Source organism: Streptomyces lasiicapitis, from assembly GCF_014646335.1.
Taxonomy (GTDB): domain Bacteria; phylum Actinomycetota; class Actinomycetes; order Streptomycetales; family Streptomycetaceae; genus Streptomyces; species Streptomyces lasiicapitis.
The window spans coordinates 496,800-516,804 of sequence record NZ_BMNG01000005.1 but is presented as its reverse complement, the minus strand read 5'-3'; the positions used below and the strand labels follow the sequence as shown (position 1 = coordinate 516,804).

General features: G+C 72.5%; 15 protein-coding genes and 2 tRNA genes. 9 read left to right on the top strand and 8 right to left on the bottom strand.

Annotation, left to right across the window (positions count from 1 at the left end; translation table 11 throughout):
* Positions 1–36 precede the first annotated feature (36 nt).
* Together IEY91_RS13960 and IEY91_RS13955 are read right to left on the bottom strand one after the other, a co-directional pair.
* Positions 37–981: an amidohydrolase family protein gene (locus IEY91_RS13960; protein ID WP_189174157.1), complete on the bottom strand. Its 945-nt coding sequence runs from the start codon at positions 979–981 to the stop codon at positions 37–39.
* A gap of 54 nt (positions 982–1,035) precedes the next feature.
* Positions 1,036–1,941, bottom strand: a complete 906-nt coding sequence (locus tag IEY91_RS13955; protein ID WP_189174156.1) for a DUF2797 domain-containing protein — start codon at positions 1,939–1,941, stop codon at positions 1,036–1,038.
* Positions 1,942–2,017: 76 nt separating this feature from the next.
* On the opposite strand from IEY91_RS13955, the gene IEY91_RS13950 reads away from it, so the two are divergent.
* The 6 genes from IEY91_RS13950 (at position 2,018) to IEY91_RS13925 (ending at position 7,630) form a co-directional block, all read left to right on the top strand.
* A complete protein-coding gene (locus tag IEY91_RS13950) occupies positions 2,018–2,599 on the top strand; it encodes a TetR/AcrR family transcriptional regulator (protein ID WP_189174155.1) in 582 nt (193 codons plus the stop codon).
* A 109-nt stretch (positions 2,600–2,708) separates the two neighbouring features.
* On the top strand, positions 2,709–3,491 hold the full coding sequence (locus IEY91_RS13945) for an SDR family oxidoreductase (protein ID WP_189174154.1): 783 nt from the start codon (positions 2,709–2,711) through the stop codon (positions 3,489–3,491).
* Positions 3,492–3,607: 116 nt separating this feature from the next.
* Entirely contained in the window at positions 3,608–4,444 is an 837-nt protein-coding gene (locus IEY91_RS13940) for an MOSC domain-containing protein (protein WP_164323155.1), read from the top strand.
* A gap of 141 nt (positions 4,445–4,585) precedes the next feature.
* Positions 4,586–5,224, top strand: a complete 639-nt coding sequence (locus IEY91_RS13935) for a CatB-related O-acetyltransferase (protein WP_189174153.1) — start codon at positions 4,586–4,588, stop codon at positions 5,222–5,224.
* A gap of 58 nt (positions 5,225–5,282) precedes the next feature.
* Entirely contained in the window at positions 5,283–6,230 is a 948-nt protein-coding gene (gene sigJ, locus IEY91_RS13930) for an RNA polymerase sigma factor SigJ (RefSeq protein WP_189174152.1), read from the top strand.
* A gap of 152 nt (positions 6,231–6,382) precedes the next feature.
* Positions 6,383–7,630: an NAD(P)/FAD-dependent oxidoreductase gene (locus IEY91_RS13925; protein ID WP_189174151.1), complete on the top strand. Its 1,248-nt coding sequence runs from the start codon at positions 6,383–6,385 to the stop codon at positions 7,628–7,630.
* Between the two features lie 108 nt (positions 7,631–7,738).
* On the opposite strand, the gene IEY91_RS13920 is transcribed toward IEY91_RS13925, so the two are convergent.
* Both IEY91_RS13920 and IEY91_RS13915 read right to left on the bottom strand, forming a co-directional pair.
* Positions 7,739–7,811, bottom strand: a tRNA-Arg gene (locus IEY91_RS13920).
* A 237-nt stretch (positions 7,812–8,048) separates the two neighbouring features.
* A tRNA-Ser gene (locus IEY91_RS13915) sits at positions 8,049–8,139 on the bottom strand.
* Positions 8,140–8,428: 289 nt separating this feature from the next.
* On the opposite strand from IEY91_RS13915, the gene IEY91_RS13910 reads away from it, so the two are divergent.
* Positions 8,429–8,911 carry an SSI family serine proteinase inhibitor gene (locus IEY91_RS13910; protein WP_306309897.1) on the top strand — a complete coding sequence of 161 codons (483 nt, stop codon included), beginning with the start codon at positions 8,429–8,431 and terminating at the stop codon, positions 8,909–8,911.
* A 332-nt stretch (positions 8,912–9,243) separates the two neighbouring features.
* Entirely contained in the window at positions 9,244–14,250 is a 5,007-nt protein-coding gene (locus IEY91_RS13905) for a PAS domain-containing protein (protein ID WP_189174150.1), read from the top strand.
* A 72-nt stretch (positions 14,251–14,322) separates the two neighbouring features.
* Here IEY91_RS13905 and IEY91_RS13900 read toward each other — a convergent pair whose 3' ends face one another.
* Positions 14,323–14,910 carry a TetR/AcrR family transcriptional regulator gene (locus IEY91_RS13900; protein ID WP_164323141.1) on the bottom strand — a complete coding sequence of 196 codons (588 nt, stop codon included), beginning with the start codon at positions 14,908–14,910 and terminating at the stop codon, positions 14,323–14,325.
* 130 nt (positions 14,911–15,040) lie between these two features.
* Here IEY91_RS13900 and IEY91_RS13895 point away from each other — a divergent pair, with 130 nt between their 5' ends.
* Positions 15,041–16,321 carry an MFS transporter gene (locus IEY91_RS13895; RefSeq protein WP_229696930.1) on the top strand — a complete coding sequence of 427 codons (1,281 nt, stop codon included), beginning with the start codon at positions 15,041–15,043 and terminating at the stop codon, positions 16,319–16,321.
* Between the two features lie 100 nt (positions 16,322–16,421).
* On the opposite strand, the gene IEY91_RS13890 is transcribed toward IEY91_RS13895, so the two are convergent.
* From IEY91_RS13890 to IEY91_RS13880, 3 genes are all read right to left on the bottom strand, one after another.
* Positions 16,422–18,071 carry a long-chain fatty acid--CoA ligase gene (locus IEY91_RS13890; protein WP_189174149.1) on the bottom strand — a complete coding sequence of 550 codons (1,650 nt, stop codon included), beginning with the start codon at positions 18,069–18,071 and terminating at the stop codon, positions 16,422–16,424.
* A gap of 207 nt (positions 18,072–18,278) precedes the next feature.
* Positions 18,279–18,842 (bottom strand): SigE family RNA polymerase sigma factor, encoded by a 564-nt coding sequence (locus IEY91_RS13885; protein ID WP_372446974.1) that lies wholly within the window; start codon positions 18,840–18,842, stop codon positions 18,279–18,281.
* Positions 18,843–19,073: 231 nt separating this feature from the next.
* Positions 19,074–19,961, bottom strand: a complete 888-nt coding sequence (locus tag IEY91_RS13880; RefSeq protein WP_189174148.1) for a DUF1906 domain-containing protein — start codon at positions 19,959–19,961, stop codon at positions 19,074–19,076.
* Between the last annotated feature and the right edge of the window lie 44 nt (positions 19,962–20,005).

Sequence of the window (20,005 nt, the reverse complement as noted above, 5' to 3'; positions counted from 1 at the left end):
TCGCCCAGCTGTGAATTCCCTGAGAAAAAGTCGTCCTCACTCCAGCCCGAACAGCCGCGCCCCGTTCCCGTGGCAGACCGCCCGGAGCCAGTCGTCGCCGAGGCCGAGCCGCTCCAGGGCGTCGAGCTGGTGGACGTACCCGTACGGAATGTTGGGGAAGTCCGTCCCCAGCAGGATCCGCCCGCCGAGCCCCAGCTCCGCGAGCCGCCCCCGCTCCGCGCGCGGGAACGGCGCGGACAGCTCGGCGAAGTCCGTGAACGCCATCGTCGTGTCGAGCCGCACCTCCCCGAACCGCTCGGCGAGGTCCAGGAAGTCCGCGTACTCCGGCATCCCCATGTGCGCCACGACGAGCCGCAGCCGCGGATGCCGCGCGAGCAGCCGCCCCACCGGCTCGGGCCCGGTGTGCTTGCCGGGCGCCGGGCCCGACCCGCAGTGCATCACGACCGGGATCCCGGCCTCGGCGAGGAGCCCCCACACCGGGTCGAGCAGCGCGTCGTTCGGGTCGTACGCGCCCACCTGCACATGCGACTTGAACACCCGCGCCCCGCCCTCGACGGCCGCGCGCACATAGCGCTCGGCGTCCGGCTCGGGGAACAGCGTCGCCGTGTGCAGACAGTCCGGCGTCCGCGCGGCGAACTCCGCCGCCCAGCCGTTGAGCCACTCCGCCATGCCCGCCTTGTGCGGATACAGCATCGACGTGAACGCCCGCACCCCGAACTCCCGCAGCACGGCGAGCCGCCGCTCCTCGTCGTGCCGGTACGCGATGGGCCACCGCACGCCCGTCAGCGGCCCGATCGAGTCGAAGTAGCCCCACACCTTCGCGAGGACGCGCTCCGGCATGAAGTGCGTGTGTACGTCGACGAGTCCCGGCAGCCCGAGCCGCCCCCAGAAGGCGGTGACCCGCTCCACCTCGTCGCCGAGCCGCGTCACCTCGTCACCGGGCTCCTCCTCGCCGACAGCCCCAAGCTCGTGATCACTCATGGCACCCACAGTCGGCCCCTCGCCGTGGCTCTGTCCAGCCTCCCGGGCCGCGCCTCAGAACAATCCGCCCTGCACCACAGGTATCTCCCGCACTGGAACTGTCACCTCCGGGGTCTCCGAGTCCCCCACCCCCACAAGCCGCCACCCGCTCATCAGCCGACTGTCGATCACCAACCCCCGTCCCGGGCCCACCTCGAGATGCAGATCGGGCCCGGCAGCAGCAACCAGCGTCCCGGCCACGACCCCGCCGTCCGTCAGCTCGTCCACGACCCGCCCCGCCCCGTCGAACCGACCGAGTCCGGCGAGCCCGAACTCCCTGCCGTGGTCCACGGCTTCGCACGGCAGCCGCTCCAGCGACTCGGGCCAGCCGCCGAGTGCCGCCGCCTTCCGGTGAAGCCCCGCCAGCTCGGCGGCCCGCTCCGCCGCGTCCGGCAGCCGTGACCGCAGGGCCCGCTTGCGCGCGTACGGAATCCGGTCCGGGACGCCGAGCGCCGTACGCAGCAGTTCCTCCGTGCGGCGCGCCGCCATCAACGGCCCCTGCCCGAGCCAGGTGTAGGCCACCGCCCCCTGTTCGAGGAGCCGGGCCCCGCCCCGCGCGACCCCGGTGATGCCGACCTTCACCAGGCCGGGGCCGAACCACGCCACGTACACGCGATACGGCCGCGGGTCGTCGGCGAACGTGTCCGCCGCGACCGAGTGCGCCCGGTCGACGCGGGCGCACTCCTCGCACTGCGCCCGGGTGGCCCGCCCCGCCACCGCCGCGCCCGCCGGACACGCCGTCCACCGCCCGCCCCGGAACACCCCGAGGCAGCGCCGCCCGCCCCGCACCCGGAACGCCACCGCGCCCCCGAACTCCAGCGGGCTCTCGCGCTCGCCGCGCCCCGGCGCGTACCACCCGAGCGCAGGTCCGACGGGCCCGCCGCCGACCCGCCATCGCACCCCCGTGCACCACCAAGTCATGGAAAAAGCATGCCGCACGCCACTGACAACGCCCCTTCTTGACCCACAGGTACACAACTCTGCTAGAGTCCTCGCCATGGGACGGCCGAAGCAGTTCGATCCGGAGACCGCCGTGGAACAGGCGATGCAGGTCTTCTGGCGCAAGGGGTACGGGGACACGACCCCGCAGGACCTCGTCGACGCCCTCGGCATGGGCAAGGGGAGTCTGTACCACGCCTTCGGCAGCAAGCACGGCCTGTTCGAGCTGTCCCTGCGGCACTACGGCGACACCCAGGCGAAGGCGCTCACCGACCTGCTCACCGAGGGCGACGACTCCGTCAAGGAGCGCCTGCGCAAGGGACTTGAGCTCCTGGTGGAGATGGACCTCGCCGACCCGGACCGGCGCGGCTGCATGGCGGTGAACACGGCCGCCGAGCTGGCCGTCGCCGACGAGACGGCCAGCACCCTCGTGCGCGGCATGTTCGCGCGCACCGAAGGCGCCTTCCAGGCACTGATCGAGGAGGGCAAGCGGTCCGGCGAGATCGCCCCCGACCGCGACGCCGCGACCATCGCCAGCCTGCTCCTGAACACGACCATCGGCCTGCGCGTGACCGCGCGGGTCGCGGACGGCCCCGACGGCATGCGCCGCACGATCCGGGCGGTCCTGGACCTCCTCTGACCCACCCCTCCCCCTGACCCACTCCTCCCTCTCACCCACCCTTCCTCTCGCCCTCCCTACGCATACCCATTTTTTGTACCCATAGGTAAACTACTGAAGGGACTCCCTCATGGACCTCAACCTCACCGCCAAGACCGCCGTCGTCACCGGCGCGAGCCGCGGCATCGGCCTGGCCACCGTCCGCACCCTGATCGCCGAGGGCGTCCGCGTGGTCGGCGCCGCCCGCACCATCACCCCCGAGCTGAAGGACTCCGGCGCGATTCCGTACGCCGCCGACCTCGGCACGCCCGAAGGCCCCGCCGCCCTCATCGACCACGCGCACGCCGAGTTGGGCGGCATCGACTTCCTCGTCAACAACGTCGGCGCCGGCGACGACGTGAACATCGGCGGCTTCCTCACCACGGACGACGCCCACTGGCAGGCGAACCTGGAGATCAACCTGTTCAGCGCGGTCCGCGCCAGCCGCGCCGCGCTGCCGGGGCTCGTCGAGCGCCGGGGCGCCCTCGTGAACGTCTCCTCGATCAACGCCCGCGTCCCCGGCTCGGGCCCGGTCGCCTACAGCACCGCCAAGGCGGCCCTGACGGCCTTCGGCAAGGCGCTCTCCGAGGAGTTCGGGCCGCAGGGCGTGCGCGTGAACACCGTCTCGCCGGGTGTCGTGCGCACCGCGATCTGGGAGGACCCGAACGGCTTCGGCGGCCAGGTGGCGGCGGCCGCGGGGGTCGACCACGCCCAGTTCATCGAGGCGATCCCGCAGTCCTTCAACATCGCGTCCCGCCGCATCACCGAGCCGGCCGAGGTCGCGGCCCTCATCGTCTTCCTGCTCTCGGACGCCGCGGGCAACATCACCGGCGCGGACCACATCATCGACGGCGGAACGGTCAAGTCCGCCTGATTCACCCGCATTTCGCGCACCGTACGAATCAACCGCTGCCCCGGTCCACCCGGGGCAGCGGCATTTTTCGGCGATCACGTACGTTCTCCCACTGTCACCAGGAGAAAGGACCAGGCATGACCGTCGTCATCGCCGAGCTGGCGTACTACCCCGTCAAGGGCTGCGCGGGGACGTCGGCGAGCGAGGCCGTGCTGACGCCCGCGGGCCTCGCGCACGACCGCAGCTTCATGGTCGTCAGCACGGAGGGCGTGTACCGAACTCAGCGTCGGGACCCGCGTCTCGCACTGATCCGCCCCGACATCGACGCCGACGGCACCCGGCTCACGCTCCGCGCGCCCGGCCACGACGGCGTGCACATCGACGTGGACACGTCCGGCGCCCGCAGGGACGTCGACCTGTTCGGGGCCGCGTACCAGGGCATCGACCAGGGGGACGCGGCCGCCGCGTGGCTGACGGACGTACTCGACGCACCGAGCAGACTCGTCCGCGTACCGCCGGAGCACCACCGCGTCACCGACGGCAGGACCCCGGGCACCTCCGGCTACGCGGACAGCTCGGCCCTGCACCTCATATCCCGCGCCACCGTGGACCTGCTGAACGGCAAACTGGCCGAACGGGGCGCGGAGCTCCTGCCCATGGAGCGCTTCCGCCCCAACATCGTGGTCACCGGCTGGGACGAGCCGCACACCGAGGACCGCGCCCACCACCTCACGATCGGCACGGCCGAACTGGGCTACACGAAACCGGCGATCCGCTGCGCCGTCACCCTCGTCGACCAGGACACCGGCCGCCGCGCGGGCCCGGAACCCCTGCGCACCCTGGCGTCGTACCGCCGCGCGCCGCAGGGCGGAGTCGCCCTCGGCACGAAGTACTCGGTGCTGCGGTCCGGCAAGATATCGGTGGGCGACGAGGTGTGCGTCGGCGTGTGGGGTGAATCCGAGGTCCAGCCGTGAAGTGCGGTCCAGCCGTGAAGTATTGAGTGGACGGCGAGACGGAGCGTCAGCAAGGCTGCGTTCGCCGCGCGGACTTGACCGCGGCCCGTGAGAAGCCCGGCAGACCCCTGAGAAGCCCGGCAGACGAGGAGCCGACGCACGATGCCATCCGCCCCGCCCGACCCGACCGTGGTGCACCCGATGCCGGACCAGCCGCGCGTCGTCCTGCTGCGCCCCCTGATCACCTCACCCCTCATCGACGTGGGCGAGTTCACCTACTACGACGATCCCGACGACCCCACCGCCTTCGAGACCCGCAACGTCCTCTACCACTACGGTCCGGAGAGGCTGGTCATCGGCAAGTACTGCGCGCTGGGCGAGGGCGTGCGGTTCATCATGAACGGCGCCAACCACCGCATGGACGGTCCGTCCACCTTCCCGTTCCCGATCATGGGCGGCTCCTGGGCCGAGCACTTCGACCTGATCACCGGCCTGCCCGGCCGGGGCGACACCGTGGTCGGCAACGACGTCTGGTTCGGCCACCGGACCATGGTCATGCCGGGCGTACGCATCGGCCACGGCGCGATCATCGCCTCCGGCTCGGTCGTGGTCGACGACGTACCCGACTACGGCATCGTCGGCGGCAACCCGGCCACCCTCATCCGCCGCCGTTACGCCGACGAGGACGTGGCCCGGCTCCTCGAACTCGCCTGGTGGGACTGGCCCGTGGAGCACATCGGCGCGCACGTCCGGACGATCATGTCCGGCAGCGTCGACGCGCTGGAGGCCGCGGCGCCCTGACCCCGTCACCGCGACGGGGTCTGACCCTGCCCCCGCGGTCAGGACTAGGATCCGACCCATGGCCCCCCTGACCATGAACGACGTCGACCGGTTCGAGGCCTCCAGGCCCCGCCTGGAGGCCATCGCCTACCGCCTCCTCGGCTCCGCGGCCGAGGCCGAGGACGCCGTGCAGGACACCTTCCTGCGCTGGCAGGGCGCCGACGTCGAGCGCGTCGAGGTCCCCGAGGCCTGGCTGACGAAGGTCCTCACCAACCTGTGCCTCAACCAGCTCACCTCGGCCCGCGCCCGGCGCGAGACCTACGTGGGCGAATGGCTCCCCGAGCCGCTGCTCGCCGGGGACCCGATGCTCGGCCCGGCCGACACGGCCGAACAGCGCGAGTCGGTCTCGTACGCGGTACTCACCGTCCTGGAGCGCCTCTCCCCCAACGAGCGGGCGGTGTACGTGCTGCGGGAGGCCTTCACGTACACGCACCGCGAGATCGCCGAGATCCTCGACATCACCGACGCCGCCAGCCAGCAGCTCTTCCACCGCGCCAAGAAGCGGGTCGCGGAGGGCAAGGCGCGCACCGAGATCGACGAGGCCGCCGCCCGGCGGATCGTCGAGGAGTTCCTCGCGGCCGCCACCAGCGGCCAGACCGAGCAGCTCGTACGGATGCTCACCGACGACGCGATCGCGGTCGGCGACGGCGGCGGCAAGATCCCGGCCCGCGCCAAGGCGTTCGAGGGCGCCGTCGCGGTCGGAAAGTTCATGCGGGGCCTGTTCAAGCCCAGCAAGGCCAAGCGCGCGTACGTCGGCGGCTCGCCCGAGGTCTGGGTCACGACCGCCAACGGCGGCCCGGCCGTCGTCGCGGTCGTCGACGGCCGGGTCGTCGGCGTCATGTGCCTGGAGATCACCGCCGAGGGCATCGCGGCGTTCCGCAACCAGGTCAACCCGGACAAGCTGGGCCGCGCGACGGAGCGATGGGCGTCCGAGGACCACGGAAACCCCCTGCTCAACGCGTTCTGATCCTTCCTGCCACGTATCGCCTGACACCCCCTGACCACACTGTGACGTGGATCACGTCGCGCCCCTGTCAGAAAACATCCGGCTGCCCGGTTCAAGGGGCGAAACCGCGAACGAGCCGACGACGCGGAAGAGCCGAGACAGGGAGCAAGACAATGAAGCAGCAGCACCGCATCATCGTCCTCGGAGCCGGATACAGCGGAGCCATCGCCGCCGGACGCCTCGCCAAGCGGCTGCGCCGCGAGGACGTGGCCATCACCCTCGTCAACGCCGAGCCCGACTTCGTGGAGCGCGTCCGGATGCACCAGCTGGCGGCCGGCCAGGACCTCAGGCCCCGCCCGTTCAGCGAGATGTTCGCGGGCACGGGCGTGGAACTGAAGCTGGCGAGGGTGACGGCGGTGGACGTCGACCGCAAGAGGGTGCAGGTCACGGCCGCGAGGCCCGCAGCGGAGGCCACCGGGGAAACCGACGTACTGAACGAGGTACTTGAGTACGACACCCTCATCTACGCCCTCGGCAGCGCCTGGAACAGCCAAGGGGTCCCCGGCACGGCCGAGTTCGCCGACGAGCTGGCGAGCCGCCCCGGAGCGCTCCGGCTGCGCGAGCGCCTGGCGGGCCTGGAGGCAGGACAGCCGGTGGTCGTGGTCGGCGGCGGCCTGACGGGCCTGGAGGCGGCGACCGAGATCGCGGAGGCGCGCCCGGACCTCGACGTGGCCCTCGCCGCGCGCGGCGCACTCGGCGACTGGCTCTCGCCCAAGGGCCGCGCCCACGTACACAAGGTCTTCGCGGGCCTCGGCATCACGGCGCACGAACACGCCGCCGTCACGGACGTCGAGTCCGACCGCGTGGCCACGGCCGACGGCAAGTCGATCCCGGCCGCGATCACCGTGTGGACCACGGGCTTCGCGGTCCACCCGATCGCACGGGCAACGACCCTGGAGGTCACGGACACCGGCCAGATCAAGGTCGACAGCACGATGCGCTCGGTCTCGCACCCGGATGTGTACGCGGTCGGCGACGCGGCCATGGCGATGGGCCCGGGCGACAAGCCACTGCGCATGTCGTGCGCCTCGGGCACCCCCATGGCCTGGCAGGCAGCCGACGCGATCGCGGCCCGCCTGACCGGCACCAAGGTCCCGAAGACCCCGATCCGCTACTTCAACCAGTGCATCTCACTGGGTCGCAAGGAAGGCCTGATCCAGTACGTCACCGCCGACGACCGCGCGGTCAAGGCAGCCCTGACGGGCCGCTTCGCCGCCAGGTACAAGGAACTGATCTGCAAGGGCGCGGCGTGGGGCGTAGCCAACCCAACCCTCGGAATCCCGACGCGCCGCCGCCGCATCGCCCAGAACGCCACACAGCCGCAGCCCCGGACCGGCGAGACGATCAAGGCAACAGCCTGAACCCCCAGAGGCCCTGCGGACCACTCCACAGGGCCTCTGATGCGGGGCGCCCAATGTGGTCCCGGCAACGCAAGAGGCCCCGGATTTCTCCGGGGCCTCTTATCCATGTGCACTCGGCAGGATTCGAACCTGCAACCTTCTGATCCGTAGTCAGATGCTCTATCCGTTAAGCTACGAGTGCTTGATTTTTTTGTTGTGTTGCTCTTCCTCCCGGGCTTTTCTTCCCGGTCGGCGTTGCGGGAACAACATTACATGACCTGCGCCGTGAGGCGAAATCCGTTTGTCGCACCTGCTCTGAGCTGGGCAAATGCCCTCAGGGCGGGGTCCGCGGGGTGGGGGCGCGTGGGGCCCCTGTGGTGCGAGCGGTCGAGGAACGGCCGAAGCCCCGGTCGGATGACCGGGGCTTCGGATCGTGGTGCGGAGGCGGAGGGATTTGAACCCTCGATGGGCTTGAAGGCCCAAACCGCATTAGCAGTGCGGCGCCATAGACCGGACTAGGCGACGCCTCCCAACCTGCATCCCGCGCGAGCGCGGGGGTGCGTGCAGATGATGACACAGCCCGGGGGCGTGTCACCAATCGCGGCCTCTACGGTACTAGTCGGGCGGCCCGCAGGGCAAAGCGCATTTCCGGGCCGCAACGCGGTGGGGCCTGCGGCGTTAGACGCAGTGCGGTGAGGCCATCGGCGTCGACGGGCCGGGCCGGTCCCGCCCGAACCACGCCGGAGCCCCCGTCGGAACCCCGCGCCCCAGGGAGACCCCGTGAAGCCGTCCACCCAGCCCCTCGCCGAGTCCTTCACACTGCGCCGCCGCTTCCTTCTCGCCGTCTCCGCCCCCGTCGCCGCCCTGGCCGCCGTCTTCCCCGCCGCGGCGCACGCGTGCCCGGCGGACCACCCCGGCGCATCCGAGCGCTCCACCGTGCACCAGCTCACCATCACCGTCGCCGGAACCGACGGCACCGGCGACACCGGCGACACCCGCGGCAGCGCGAGCGACGGGACGTACACCCTCGAATGCGGCCCCACCGGCGCCGGCGGCACCCACCCTTCACCCGATGACGCCTGCGAACGTCTTGATCAGCTCGCGGCGGACGGCGCGGACCCCTTCGCCCCGGTGCCGCGCGACGCCATGTGCACCGAGCAGTACGGCGGCCCGGAGACCGCGTACGTCACCGGTACCTGGCAGGGGCGCCCCGTGGACGCCTCCTTCTCGCGCACCGACGGGTGCCGGATCGCGCGGTGGAACGGCCTCGTGCCGGTGCTCCCCGCGGGCGGCGGCGCCTGAGCGCACACAAAAGGGGGGCCGGGGAAAGGTCAGGCACCCGACGGCGCGCGCGTAAGGGCGCCGTCAAAGACTCGCCAAGCACCTGCCAAGCAGCCGCCGCACACTCACCCGCCGCGACCGAACCGACGTGCCCTTCTTAAGAAGGGAGTTCGCAACCCTTCCGTGACCAGGGACTACTGAAGGCTCACGACTTCTGCGTGCGACCTCCCTCTCATCCGGCGTCGCGCCCGCAACCACTCCCCGTAGACTCCCTCCCGTGACACGCCGCGAGCCGAGAGGCAAGATGGCTCGGGCGGTCGGCAAGGTGCGGTAATCAGGGAGGAAGCGTCGTCGTGAGCAGCAGGCCATCCCGAGGCGCTGCTCGCCTCGCAGCCATACTCGACGCGCTCCCGGACGCGTTGGTGCTGGTCAACGCCAACGGGACGGTCGTGAACGCGAACGCGATCGCGCTCGAGGCCTTCGAGGCGCCCGGCACCGCGCTCGTGGGGCGCGGACTCCTCGATCTGCTGCCCGAGTTCGACTCCCGGCTCATCCCCGGCTCCATGCGCCGACCGGACAGCACGGACGAACGCGGACGTACGAAGCCGAAGCGGATGATTGCCCGCCGAACGGACGGAACCGAGTTCCCCGTCGAGGTCACCAGCTCCAACCTCGAGGACAGCCGGCACGCGTACGACGAGCGGTTCGGCAGCCAGGGCGGATACGGCGGCTACGGCAGCGACGAGATGCTGATGATCGTCGTACGCGATCTGTCGGGCGCGCTCAACACCGAGGCCGAGCTCGCGCGTTCGCAGCGGCAGACCGAGATGATCCTGCGGGCCGCCGCCGAAGGCGTCGTCGGGACCGACACCGACGGGCGCGTCGTGCTGGTCAACCCGGCCGCCGCCCAGATACTCGGCTTCCGCGCCAGCGACCTCGGCGGGCAGGAACTGCACCCGCTCGTCCTGCACTCGCGCGCCGACGGCGAGCCCTTCGCGTACGACGAGTCCCCGCTCGCCGACACCCTGCGCTCCGGCCGCAAGCACCGCGTGCGCGGCCAGGTCCTGTGGTCCAAGAGCGGCGAGAAGGTCTCCGTCGACCTCACCACCGCCCCCGTGCGCGACGGCGACCAGCTCGTCGGCGCCGTCATGACCTTCACCGACCGGCGGCCGTACGACAACCTCGCCGAGAAGTACGAGGCCGCGCTCACCGAACACGCCGAGGAACTGCGGGCCGCGGCCGAGCAGCGCGAGCAGGAGCTGACTGCCGCCGCCGAACTGCGCGAGGAGGAACTCGCCGCCGAGCAGGAGCGGTACGCCGCCCTCGCCGAACGCGAGAAGGACCGCTACGAAGAGCTGGCCGAGCGCGAAGAGGAGCGCTACGAAGCCCTCGCCGCCCGGCACAGCCAGCTCATCGCCGTCCTCGGTCAGTCGCTGCGCGGGCCGCTCGACGAGCTGCGCCGCGAACTGTCCGCGCTCGCCTCCGACGACGCGGGCCAGCTCTGGCCCGAGGCCAACCAGGTGCTCCACCACCTGTCGGCCGGCTACGCGCGCATGACGACCCTCGTCGACAACGTCCTCGGCTACCAGCGCCTCGAAGCCGGATCCGAGGAGCTGTCCCTGACGACCGTGCTGCTCGACGCCGTCGTCGCCGCCGGTGTCGACGGTGCCGTCGAACTCATCGGCCCCGGGCGCGCCCAGTTCGCCGTGCACGCGCCGCCCATCGAGGTCGAGGTGGACGCCCACCGCCTCGCCACCGCGCTGGCCCATCTGATCGCCGACGTCGCCGGAATCGACGCCACCGGCAACACGCGCGCGGGGGCTGTGATTTCGGGGGTTTCGGGGGTTTCGGGTTCGCCCGGCGGCCAAGGTGCGTACGTCGACTCGACGGTGGTCGTGGCCGCCGCCCAGCGCGGCGAGGTCGTACGCATCGAGGTGCGCGGTCCGTACACCGGGGGAGACCCGGTGCACGAGCCGATCGTGCGGGGTGTCGTCGAGGCCCACGGTGGCGTGCTTCAGACGCACGAGGTGCCGGGCATGAACGGCAGCGCGTACGTGCTTGAGGTGCCCATGGGGGATGGCACGGGTGCCGTTCGTTCTGTGGGCGCTGTGGGTGCTGTGGGGGCTGTTGGTTCTTCGGTCTCTACGGAGAGTGCTGGTTCGGCGGATACGGCGGATACGGCGGCAGGTTCGTCCGGGGGCGCCGGGGCCGGGCGTCGGCGGGCTCGGCGGGCTTCGGTGGACTCCTTCTTGGACAGTGGGGATGCCGGGGGCGGCGAGGACGGCGGTTCGGGTGCCGGGGACGGCTCCGATGGCACCGGGTTCGTCGCGGTCGCCGACTCCGGTTCCGATTCCGGTGGGACCGGGCGGCGTCGGCGGCGGGCCATTGCGGAAGGGCCCGCGGGGGCCGGTGGCGGTGACTCTGTGGAGGCCGCGGGCGGTGCCGCGTCCGGCAACGGAGCCGCTGGTTCTTCGGGTGGTACGTCGGGTGGCACCGGTCGGCGTCGCGGGCGGCCCAGTCCGGCCGAGGGTGCCGTGATGACGGCGGCCGAGCACGCCGCCGGGTCGGCTGCGCTCGGTGAGACGGTGCCGCCGCAGGGCGTTCCCTCGCAGGGCGGTCCGGGGTCGGCGGAGGTCGCCGTGCCGTCCGGACGGCGTGCCCGGCGCGGTGGTGGACAGCAGGCTTTGGCGTTGCCTTCGGGGACGGGTCAGGCGGGAGCCGGCGGTCCGGAGGCGGGCGGTTCCTTCGGAGCCGGTGCCGGGGGCGACGGCGCGGAGCCGCGTTCCGGTGGTCGGCGGGCCCGGCGCGCGCTGGCCGCCGCGCGGGAGCGTGCCGCCGCGGAGGAGGCCAACAGCGGGCGCGTGTTCGCGCTGCCGCCGGCGGAGGCCGACCGCGACGCGGGCAGTGGTGCGCCTGGCGGGGCCGAGCAGGTGGGCGGGGCGGAGGGTGTCGTTCCGCAGGGTGGAGTGGCGCAGGGCGGTGTGGCGCAGGGTGTTGTGCCTCAGGCCGAGGGTGCTTCGGTCGGGGCGGGCGTCGTGCACGCGGGTGCGCCTCAGGCCGGTGTCCCGTACGGGGCGCCCGGACAGGCGGGTGGCCCGCAGGGCGGGGCCGCGCAGGTCGGCGGTCGGCACGGTGGGCAGGCGCAGGTCGCGGGACAGGTGCAGGTCGGCGCCTCGGTGAACGTGCCCGCGGGTGTGCAGGCCGGACTTCAGGGGGGCGCCCGGGGTGGCGTGCCCGCGCAGGGTGGTGCGCCTGAAGAGGCGGGCCATGTGCAGGAGGGTGTGGCCGCGGGTGCGCGGTCCGGTGGTGCGCAGGGTGCGCAGGCGGCCGGTTCGGTGCAGGGCGCGCAGGGGGCCAGGTCGAGGTCCGCTGGTGCGCGGCGCGGGGTTGCTGCGGGTGCGCAAGCGGCCTCGGGTGTGGCGGGTCAGCAGGGTGCGGCGGGTCATCAGCAGGGTGCCGCGGGTCCGCAGGGCGCTGCGTCCGCCGCCCACAGTGGCCTGCCCGTAGGCGCGCACGGCGTGCCGGCCGGACAGCTCGGACCCGCGGGGCAGGGCGTGACAGCCGGACAGCACGGACCCGCAGGGCAGGCTCTGCCCGCCGGACAGCGTGGACCCGCAGGGCAGCATGCCCCCGCCCTCCACGACCCCGCCGACGACCACACCCCGCCGCAGCCGCACCCCGCGCAGCCCTCGACGCTGCCCGGCCAGGCCGGACCGGCCACGTCGGCCACGCCTCCCGGATCTGGCGGATCTCCCGGCCACGCCGGACCTGCCCCGCAACCCGGACAGCCCCAGCCCGGCCAGACTCAGCCCCCGACCGGCCGCCGCCGCGCCCGCCAGGCCCCGCAGGCCCCGGCCGCCGACCCCGCCACGACCGGAACGCCCGCCCAGGGCATGCCGGTTCAGGGCACCCCTCCGGGCGCCACCCCCGCCGCCGGTGTGCCCCAGCAGGCGGGCCCGCACCCCGAGGGCGCAGCCTCTCAAGGCCCCGCCCAGGGCATCCCGACGCCCGCCCGCGGCGGCGCCGCCGCCCTGCCGCCGGAACGTGACCCACGCGCGCGTGCCGCCCAGCCGCTGCCCGCCGAGGCCGCCCCCGTCGACCCGAACTCGACGCAGGGACGCGCCATCAGCGTACGAACGCTCGGACAGGGTGTGCCGTTCGGACGCCAGGCAGCCAAGGAGCAGGGACAGGCTGGACCGGCCGCGCAGCCGGGACAGCCGCAGCAGTTGCCCGCGCCACAGCAGCCTCAGCAGCCGCAACAGGCCCCGCAGCCCCCGCAGGCCCACCCCTTGCCCCAGCCCGGAGCACAGCCGGACTCGTCCCACACGCCCGCGCAGCCCTCCTCCGGAGGCTCGGGCCGGCGGCGCCGGCTGTCGACTCCGCCCGCGGCGGCCACGCCCGCAGGGCCCGTCGCCGACGAGCACCAGGACGCGGCCCGCCCGCACCCCCAGGCACAGCCCCAGGCCGCCAAGGCGCAGCCGCAGCCCCGGCTTTCGCCGACCACCGAGGGCACCGGGCGCGCGTACGCGATCGGTGCTCCGGACGAGGACGCCGACGAGGGCCCCGAGATGCTCGACGGTCCCGGCGGCGCCATCGAGGTGTCGAACCAGCCGCAGCCGCAGCCCATGGACGACGAACTGCCGCCCGAGCCGCTGGACAACCCGCGCCGCCTCCTGGTGTGGCCCGCGCCGGACGTCACCACGCAGCAGGCCCTCAGCGACCGCGGCTACCGTCCCGTCATCGTGCACTCGCGCGAAGAGGTCGACGCGCAGATCGCCGCGTTCCCCGCGGCCCTCTTCGTGGACCCGCTGACGGGGCCGATCACGCGTACGGCGCTGCAGTCGCTGCGCCAGGCCGCGGTCGCCGCCGAGGTGCCCGTCCTGGTCACGGCGGGACTCGGTCAGGCCTCGCGCGAGGCGGCGTACGGCGCCGACCCGGCCGTACTCCTGAAGGCCCTGGCGCCGCGCGACAGTGAGCAGCACCCGCCGCGCGTGCTGCTCATCGAGGAGCACGAGGAGATCGCGCTCGCCCTGACCGCGACGCTGGAGCGGCGCGGGATGCGGGTCGCGCGGGCCGAGAGCGACGCGGACGCGGTCACGCTCGCCGCGCAGATGCGGCCGAACCTGGTGGTCATGGACCTGCTCCAGGTACGCCGCCGACGTGCCGGGATCATCGACTGGCTGCGCGCGAACGGGCAGTTGAACCGCACGCCGCTCGTCGTCTACACGGCGGCCGTCGATGAGACCGACCTGCCGAAGCTCGCCGCGGGCGAGACCGTGCTGTTCCTCGCGGAGCGGTCCACCAGCGGCGAGGTGCAGAGCCGGATCGTGGATCTGCTGGCGAAGATCGGTACGAACTGACGTAGCTCGGTACTATCTGGCGTAGCTCGGCACTAACTGGCGTAGCTCGGTACGAATCGACGTGCCGAAGGGTCAATCGGTCGGCGCCGTGAGGCGGCGGGCCGCGGCGCGGACCGAGGCGCGCAGGCGTGCGCGGTCCTCGTCCCCCGCGCCCACCAGGACGCGCCTCATCTGCGGCACCGCCGACGCCCAGCCGGCCAGCGCGACCAGCATGAACAGCAGGTCGGTCGCCGGGATCGCGTCCGTGATGACGCCCCGCGCCTGGGCCTCCTCGAAGGCGGCGACCTTGCTGTCGTAGTGCGCCTGGCGCTCGTACTCGTGCGGCAGCTCCTCGGTGCCGCCGTACTCGATGCCCTCCCAGAAGAGCAGGCGCAGCACCTCGGGGTGGGTGGCGTGGTACTCGATGAGCCGGTCCATCCAGCCGTCTATGTCGTCGGCATCGACGGGCACGCTGACGGCCAGGTCGAGCATCTTCTTCTCCAGGACCTGGGCGAAGAGCTCGGCCTTGTTGCCGTAATAGGCGTAGATGAGCTGCTTGTTGGCCTTCGCCTCGCCCGCGATGCGGTCGATGCGGGCGCCCGCGATGCCGAACCGCGCGAACTCCGCGACCGCCGCGTCGAAGATCCGGGCCCTGGTGGCCTCGGGGTCTCTCACTGCCATGGGAACAGCGTAAGCGACTTCGCCGTCCAACCAACCATTTGGTTGCTTGACAGTCGGCGGGTCATGACCTCAGACTTTTTACAACCAACCAGTTGGTTGCAAGACAGAGCGCGAAGGAACCCTGCCGCCCATGACTTCAGCAACACCATCTCCGCCGGGTGCCCTGACGGACCGGCCCGGGCCCACCGGGACGACGGCGCACGCGGGCTCGTCGGGCCCGCCCGGCCCGGCCGCGGGACTCCCCCCGCGCCTGTTCCTCGTGCTCATCGCCGTCTGTACGGCGGTCACCGCGGCGAACATCTACGTCGCCGCGCCCCTGCTCCCCCTCATGGCCAAGGACTTCGGCTCGACTCCGTCGGGTGTCGCGTGGATCGCCTCGGTGGCCCAGTTCGGGTACGCGGCCGGGCTGCTGTTCTTCGCCCCGCTCGGCGACCGCGTGAACCGCAGACGCCTGGTCGCCGCGCTCTCGCTGGCCACGACGGCCGCGCTTGCCCTGGGCGCGGCGGCATCCGGCACCACGGCGCTGGCAGCCGCGATCCTGGTGGCCTCAGCGGCGACGGTCGTGCCGCAGCTGCTCGTGCCGCTCGTCGCCGAGCGGGCGCCGGCGCACCGGCGGGCCAGCCATGTCGCGGCCGTCATAGCCGGTCTCTTCACCGGCGTCGTCGCGGCCCGGGTCGTCGGCGGGCTCGCCGGGCAGGCCTTCGGCTGGCGCGCGGTCTTCCTCGGCGCGGCCGCGCTCACGGCGGTGCTCGGCCTGGCCTCCGCGGCCGCCCTGCCCAAGGAGAAGCGCCGCCGCACGGGCCCGCTGTTCGCGGGCCTCGCCCAACTCCCGCGTGTCGTCAGGTCGTCACCGGAGCTGCGCCGCGCCTGCGTGCGGCAGGGCGGGATGTACGGGGCGTGGAGCGCGCTGTGGACGTCCCTCGCGCTCCTGCTCACGGGCGACGGCGGCGACGGGTACGGCCTGACGACCGGCGCGGCCGGCCTGTTCGGGCTCTTCGGCCTGGCGGCGAGCGTGGTGGCGCCGGTCGCGGGCGGGTTCGTGGACCGGTTCGGCGCGGCCAAGGTGGTGGCGTCGGCCTATGGGCTCGCGGCGGTGTCGGTGCCGCTGTTCTGGCTGGGCGGCGAGCGGCTGTGGGCGCTGTGCGCGGCGGCGGTGGCCGTGCACGCGGCGCTGGTCGCGAGCCACATCGCCAACCAGACGCTGGCCCTGACCACCACCTCCACGCCGGCGGTCGCCAACACCGCCTACGTGGTGGCGGGTTTCGCGGGCGGCGCCGTCGCCTCGGCCCTCGCGGGCGCGGCGTTCACGCACTGGGGCTGGGGCGGGGTGTGCGCGGTGGCTGCGGGCTGCCTGACCGTGGGGTGGGGCGCGACGTCCCCGGTCGTACGGGGGTGGCGAATACGGCGGTGAGGCGGCGGATGCCAACGGGGCGGAGTACGCAGGCGGGGCGAGGTACGCCGACGGGGCGGGATACGGCGTACCCCGCCCGCGCCCGGCGCCGCACCGCGCGTCAGAGCTGCGTGACGTCCAGCTCGCCCGCCGCGTACTGCCTGCGCAGCACCTTCTTGTCGAACTTGCCGACGCTGGTCTTGGGGACGGCGGGAACGAGCGCCCAGCGCTCGGGGAGCTGCCACTTGGCGACGCGGGTGGCGAGGAAGTCACGCAGGACCGCGTAGTCGACGGTGGCGTCCTCCTTGAGGACGACGGTGGCGAGCGGGCGTTCGCCCCATTTGTCGTCGGGAACGGCGACGACGGCGGCCTCGGCGACGTCCGGGTGGGACATCAGCGCGTTCTCCAGCTCGACGGACGAGATCCACTCGCCGCCGGACTTGATGACGTCCTTCGCGCGGTCGGTGAGGGTCAGGAATCCGTCGGCGCTGATGACGCCCACGTCGCCGGTCCGCAGCCAGCTGTCGGGGCTGAACTTGTCCTCGGGCTTGAGGACTTCGCCGTCCACGCCGCCGAAGTAGGAGCCCGCGATCCAGGGGCCGCGCACCTCGAGCTCGCCCGCGGACTTGCCGTCCCAGGGCAGGTGGGCGCCGTCGGGCCCGGCCAGGCGGGCCTCGACGCCGGCGGGGAAGCGGCCCTGGGTGAGGCGGTAGGCGAACTCCTCGTCGGTGCCGATCGCGTGGGCGGGCGGCCGCGCGACGGTGCCGAGCGGGGACGTCTCGGTCATGCCCCAGGCGTGGCAGACGCGCATGCCGAGGGTGTCGAAGGCCTCCATCAGGGAGGGCGGACAGGCCGCGCCGCCGATGGTGACCTGGGTGAGGCTGCTGACGTCGCGGGGCTTGGCGGTGAGCTCGGCGAGCAGTCCCTGCCAGATGGTGGGCACGGCCGCGGCGTGCGTGGGCCGCTCGGACTCGATCATCTCGGCGAGCGGCGCGGGCTGCAGGAAGCGGTCCGGCATCAGCATGCCGACGCCGGTCATGAAGGTGGCGTGCGGCAGGCCCCAGGCGTTGACGTGGAACTGCGGCACGACGACGAGGCTGAGGTCGGCGTCCGTGAGGCCCATCGACTGGGCCATGTTGACCTGCATGGAGTGCAGGTAGATGGAGCGGTGGGAGTAGACGACGCCCTTGGGTTCGCCGGTGGTGCCGGAGGTGTAGCACATGGCGGCGGCACGGCGTTCGTCCAGGTCGGGCCAGTCGTAGCCGGTGGGCTTGCCCGCGATGAGGTCCTCGTACTCGTGGACGCGGGGGCGGACGCCCTCCAGGAGGGAGCGGTCGCCGGGTCCGGAGACGACCAGGTGCTCGACGGTGGGCATGCGGTCGAGGAGCGGCGCGATCAGGCCGAGCAGCGATCCGTTGATCAGGACGACGCGGTCGGCGGCGTGGCCGACGATCCAGGTGAGCTGGTCCGCGGGGAGCCGCAGATTGAGCGTGTGCAGCACGGCGCCCATACAGGGCACGGCGAAGTACGCCTCGACGTGCTCGGCGTTGTTCCACATGAACGTGGCGACGCGCTCGTCCTCCTGGACGCCGAGGTCCTCGCGCAGGGCGTGGGCGAGCTGGGCGGTGCGCGCGCCGATGTCCCGGAAGCTGCGGCGCTGCGGGGCGCCGTCGCCGGTCCACGTGACGACCTGCGCGTCCCCGTGCACGGTGGTCCCGTGATGAAGGATGCGGGTCACAGTCAGTGGTACGTCCTGCATGGTGCTCAGCACGGCATCCTCCCGGTCGGCGTGGCCAACAGGCGTCCGGACGTTCCCGGCGCTCTACCTGGCAGTAGCCCCAGATTCTTGCCGCATACCGCACGGTATGTCACTACCGCGGGAGCACGTGAGGAGAAAAAAGCCGCAGTGACACGGCGGAGGAGGGTGCGCGGTGGCGTGGCCCTGTCAGGCCATGGCCCGACGGCGCACAGCGGACGCTCAGCGGACCGGCGTCAGCTCCGGGTCCTCACGGAGCTTGCCGAGCGCCCGCGACACCGCGCTCTTCACGGTACCGATGGAGACCCCGAGCACCTCGGCCGTCTGCGCCTCGCTCAGGTCCTCGTAATACCGCAGGACGACCATCGCCCGCTGCCGCGCGGGCAGCTTCATGATCGCGCGCCACATCGCGTCGTGCAGCGCCTGCTGCTCGGCCGGGTCACCGGCCGGCACGGTCTCGGGTTCGGGCAGCTCGTCGCAGGCGAACTCGTCGACCTTGCGCTTGCGCCACTGCGACGTACGGGTGTTGAGGAGCGCCCGGCGCACATAGCCGTCGAGCGCCCGATGGTCCTCGATCCGGTCCCAGGCCACATACGTCTTGGTCAGCGCCGTCTGCAGCAGGTCCTCGGCATCGCTCGGGTTCGCCGTCAGCGAGCGGGCGGTGCGCAGCAGCACGAGCTGGCGGGCCCGGACGTAGGAAGCGAACGACGGGTAGGCGGATGGACTCGTGGTCCGCGTCGCGGCCTTCGATGCGCTGGTGCACACGGTCACCATGGATGCGGTCATGGCTCCACGCTAGAAGCGACCCCTACAGCAGCGGATCGGCCGCAGGTCCCGAAGCGTTGTCCGCCTCAGGTTGTACGAGGGGAGCCAGCCCCACCTCCTGAAGGTGGAGGAGGCGGGGCGGACCCTTGCGGGTTCAACCCTGAGGTGTACGAAAGTGGCTGGCCGCCGGGGTCGGAGGGCGGGGGCGTACGCGCCCGGCGGACGGCGGGCGTACGGGATCGGGGCCCGCCGCTAGCCCAGCGTCGCCACCGGTGCGTCCACCATGTTGCGGTCGATGGTGATCGTCCGGCCGCCGTGGCGCTCCGTGACGTTGCCCGCGTACTGGTGGATGCGCCGGTTGGGCTGCCAGGCGTCGCGGCCGAGCGCGGGCTCGCCGTCGGTGTCGGGCGCGGTGTTCCAGCGCGCGAACCACATCACCGACGGCAGGTCCTTCACACCCTCACGCCGTGCCTGGTCCATGTGCCGTACGCCGGAATTCGCGCTGCTGTAGAAGCCCGGTACGTAGCCGTGGCTGCGCACTTCGCGGTTCCAGGCCCGGACGAAGGAGAGCGTGTCGCGCGCGCACGCCTTGCGCTCCTGGCGGTAGGACTCCATGTCCAGGTAGAGCGGGCTCTCCGGCTCGATGCCGAGTCCCTGCGCCTTCTCGACCGCGTCGCCGCCCTCCCGTGTGCCCTGCTTCCAGGGGTCGCTCCCGATGCGGACGTGCTGCTTGTTGCGCGCGACGACGCACGGCGACTGCGAGCCGACGTACACGGGAAGCACCCCCCAGCCCATCTCGTCGACCGACTGCAGCCAGTCCCGGCTGAGGTGCGTCTGGTTCGGACAGGCCCGGCCGCGGCCGCCGAAGTACACCCCCACCGCGCCGTAGTCCGACGCGAGCCAGCGCCGCATCGAGTCGGCGGACGGCGCCTGGCAGGTGTCGAAGGCGCGGCCGTTGTAGGTGTCCGCGGCGCGGTCGAAGGCGTTCGCGTCGGCCCAGACCGATTCGGTCTGCGACGAAGGGCCACCCGGTGGCGGGTCGGCTTGCGTGGTCGTGTTCGTGGTCGTGTCGGTGTCCATGGCCAGTGTCGCCAGGCCGAGGGCGAGGGCGAGTCCCAAGAGCAGATTTCGTTGGCGCATACAGCGAGTGAACGGCCCTGCTCCGCCGCCCCGTGCGGGAGACG

What these genes read in the sequence shown, in the direction of transcription:
- IEY91_RS13925 (WP_189174151.1), top strand. Translation starts at nt 6,383, where the DNA reads ATGAAGCAGCAGCACCGCATCATCGTCCTCGGAGCCGGATACAGCGGA.
- IEY91_RS13950 (WP_189174155.1), top strand. Translation starts at nt 2,018, where the DNA reads ATGGGACGGCCGAAGCAGTTCGATCCGGAGACCGCCGTGGAACAGGCG.
- IEY91_RS13880 (WP_189174148.1), bottom strand. Translation starts at nt 19,961, where the DNA reads ATGCGCCAACGAAATCTGCTCTTGGGACTCGCCCTCGCCCTCGGCCTG.
- sigJ (WP_189174152.1), top strand. Translation starts at nt 5,283, where the DNA reads ATGGCCCCCCTGACCATGAACGACGTCGACCGGTTCGAGGCCTCCAGG.
- IEY91_RS13895 (WP_229696930.1), top strand. Translation starts at nt 15,041, where the DNA reads ATGACTTCAGCAACACCATCTCCGCCGGGTGCCCTGACGGACCGGCCC.
- IEY91_RS13935 (WP_189174153.1), top strand. Translation starts at nt 4,586, where the DNA reads ATGCCATCCGCCCCGCCCGACCCGACCGTGGTGCACCCGATGCCGGAC.
- IEY91_RS13945 (WP_189174154.1), top strand. Translation starts at nt 2,709, where the DNA reads ATGGACCTCAACCTCACCGCCAAGACCGCCGTCGTCACCGGCGCGAGC.
- IEY91_RS13885 (WP_372446974.1), bottom strand. Translation starts at nt 18,842, where the DNA reads ATGACCGCATCCATGGTGACCGTGTGCACCAGCGCATCGAAGGCCGCG.
- IEY91_RS13940 (WP_164323155.1), top strand. Translation starts at nt 3,608, where the DNA reads ATGACCGTCGTCATCGCCGAGCTGGCGTACTACCCCGTCAAGGGCTGC.
- IEY91_RS13955 (WP_189174156.1), bottom strand. Translation starts at nt 1,941, where the DNA reads ATGACTTGGTGGTGCACGGGGGTGCGATGGCGGGTCGGCGGCGGGCCC.
- IEY91_RS13960 (WP_189174157.1), bottom strand. Translation starts at nt 981, where the DNA reads ATGAGTGATCACGAGCTTGGGGCTGTCGGCGAGGAGGAGCCCGGTGAC.
- IEY91_RS13900 (WP_164323141.1), bottom strand. Translation starts at nt 14,910, where the DNA reads ATGGCAGTGAGAGACCCCGAGGCCACCAGGGCCCGGATCTTCGACGCG.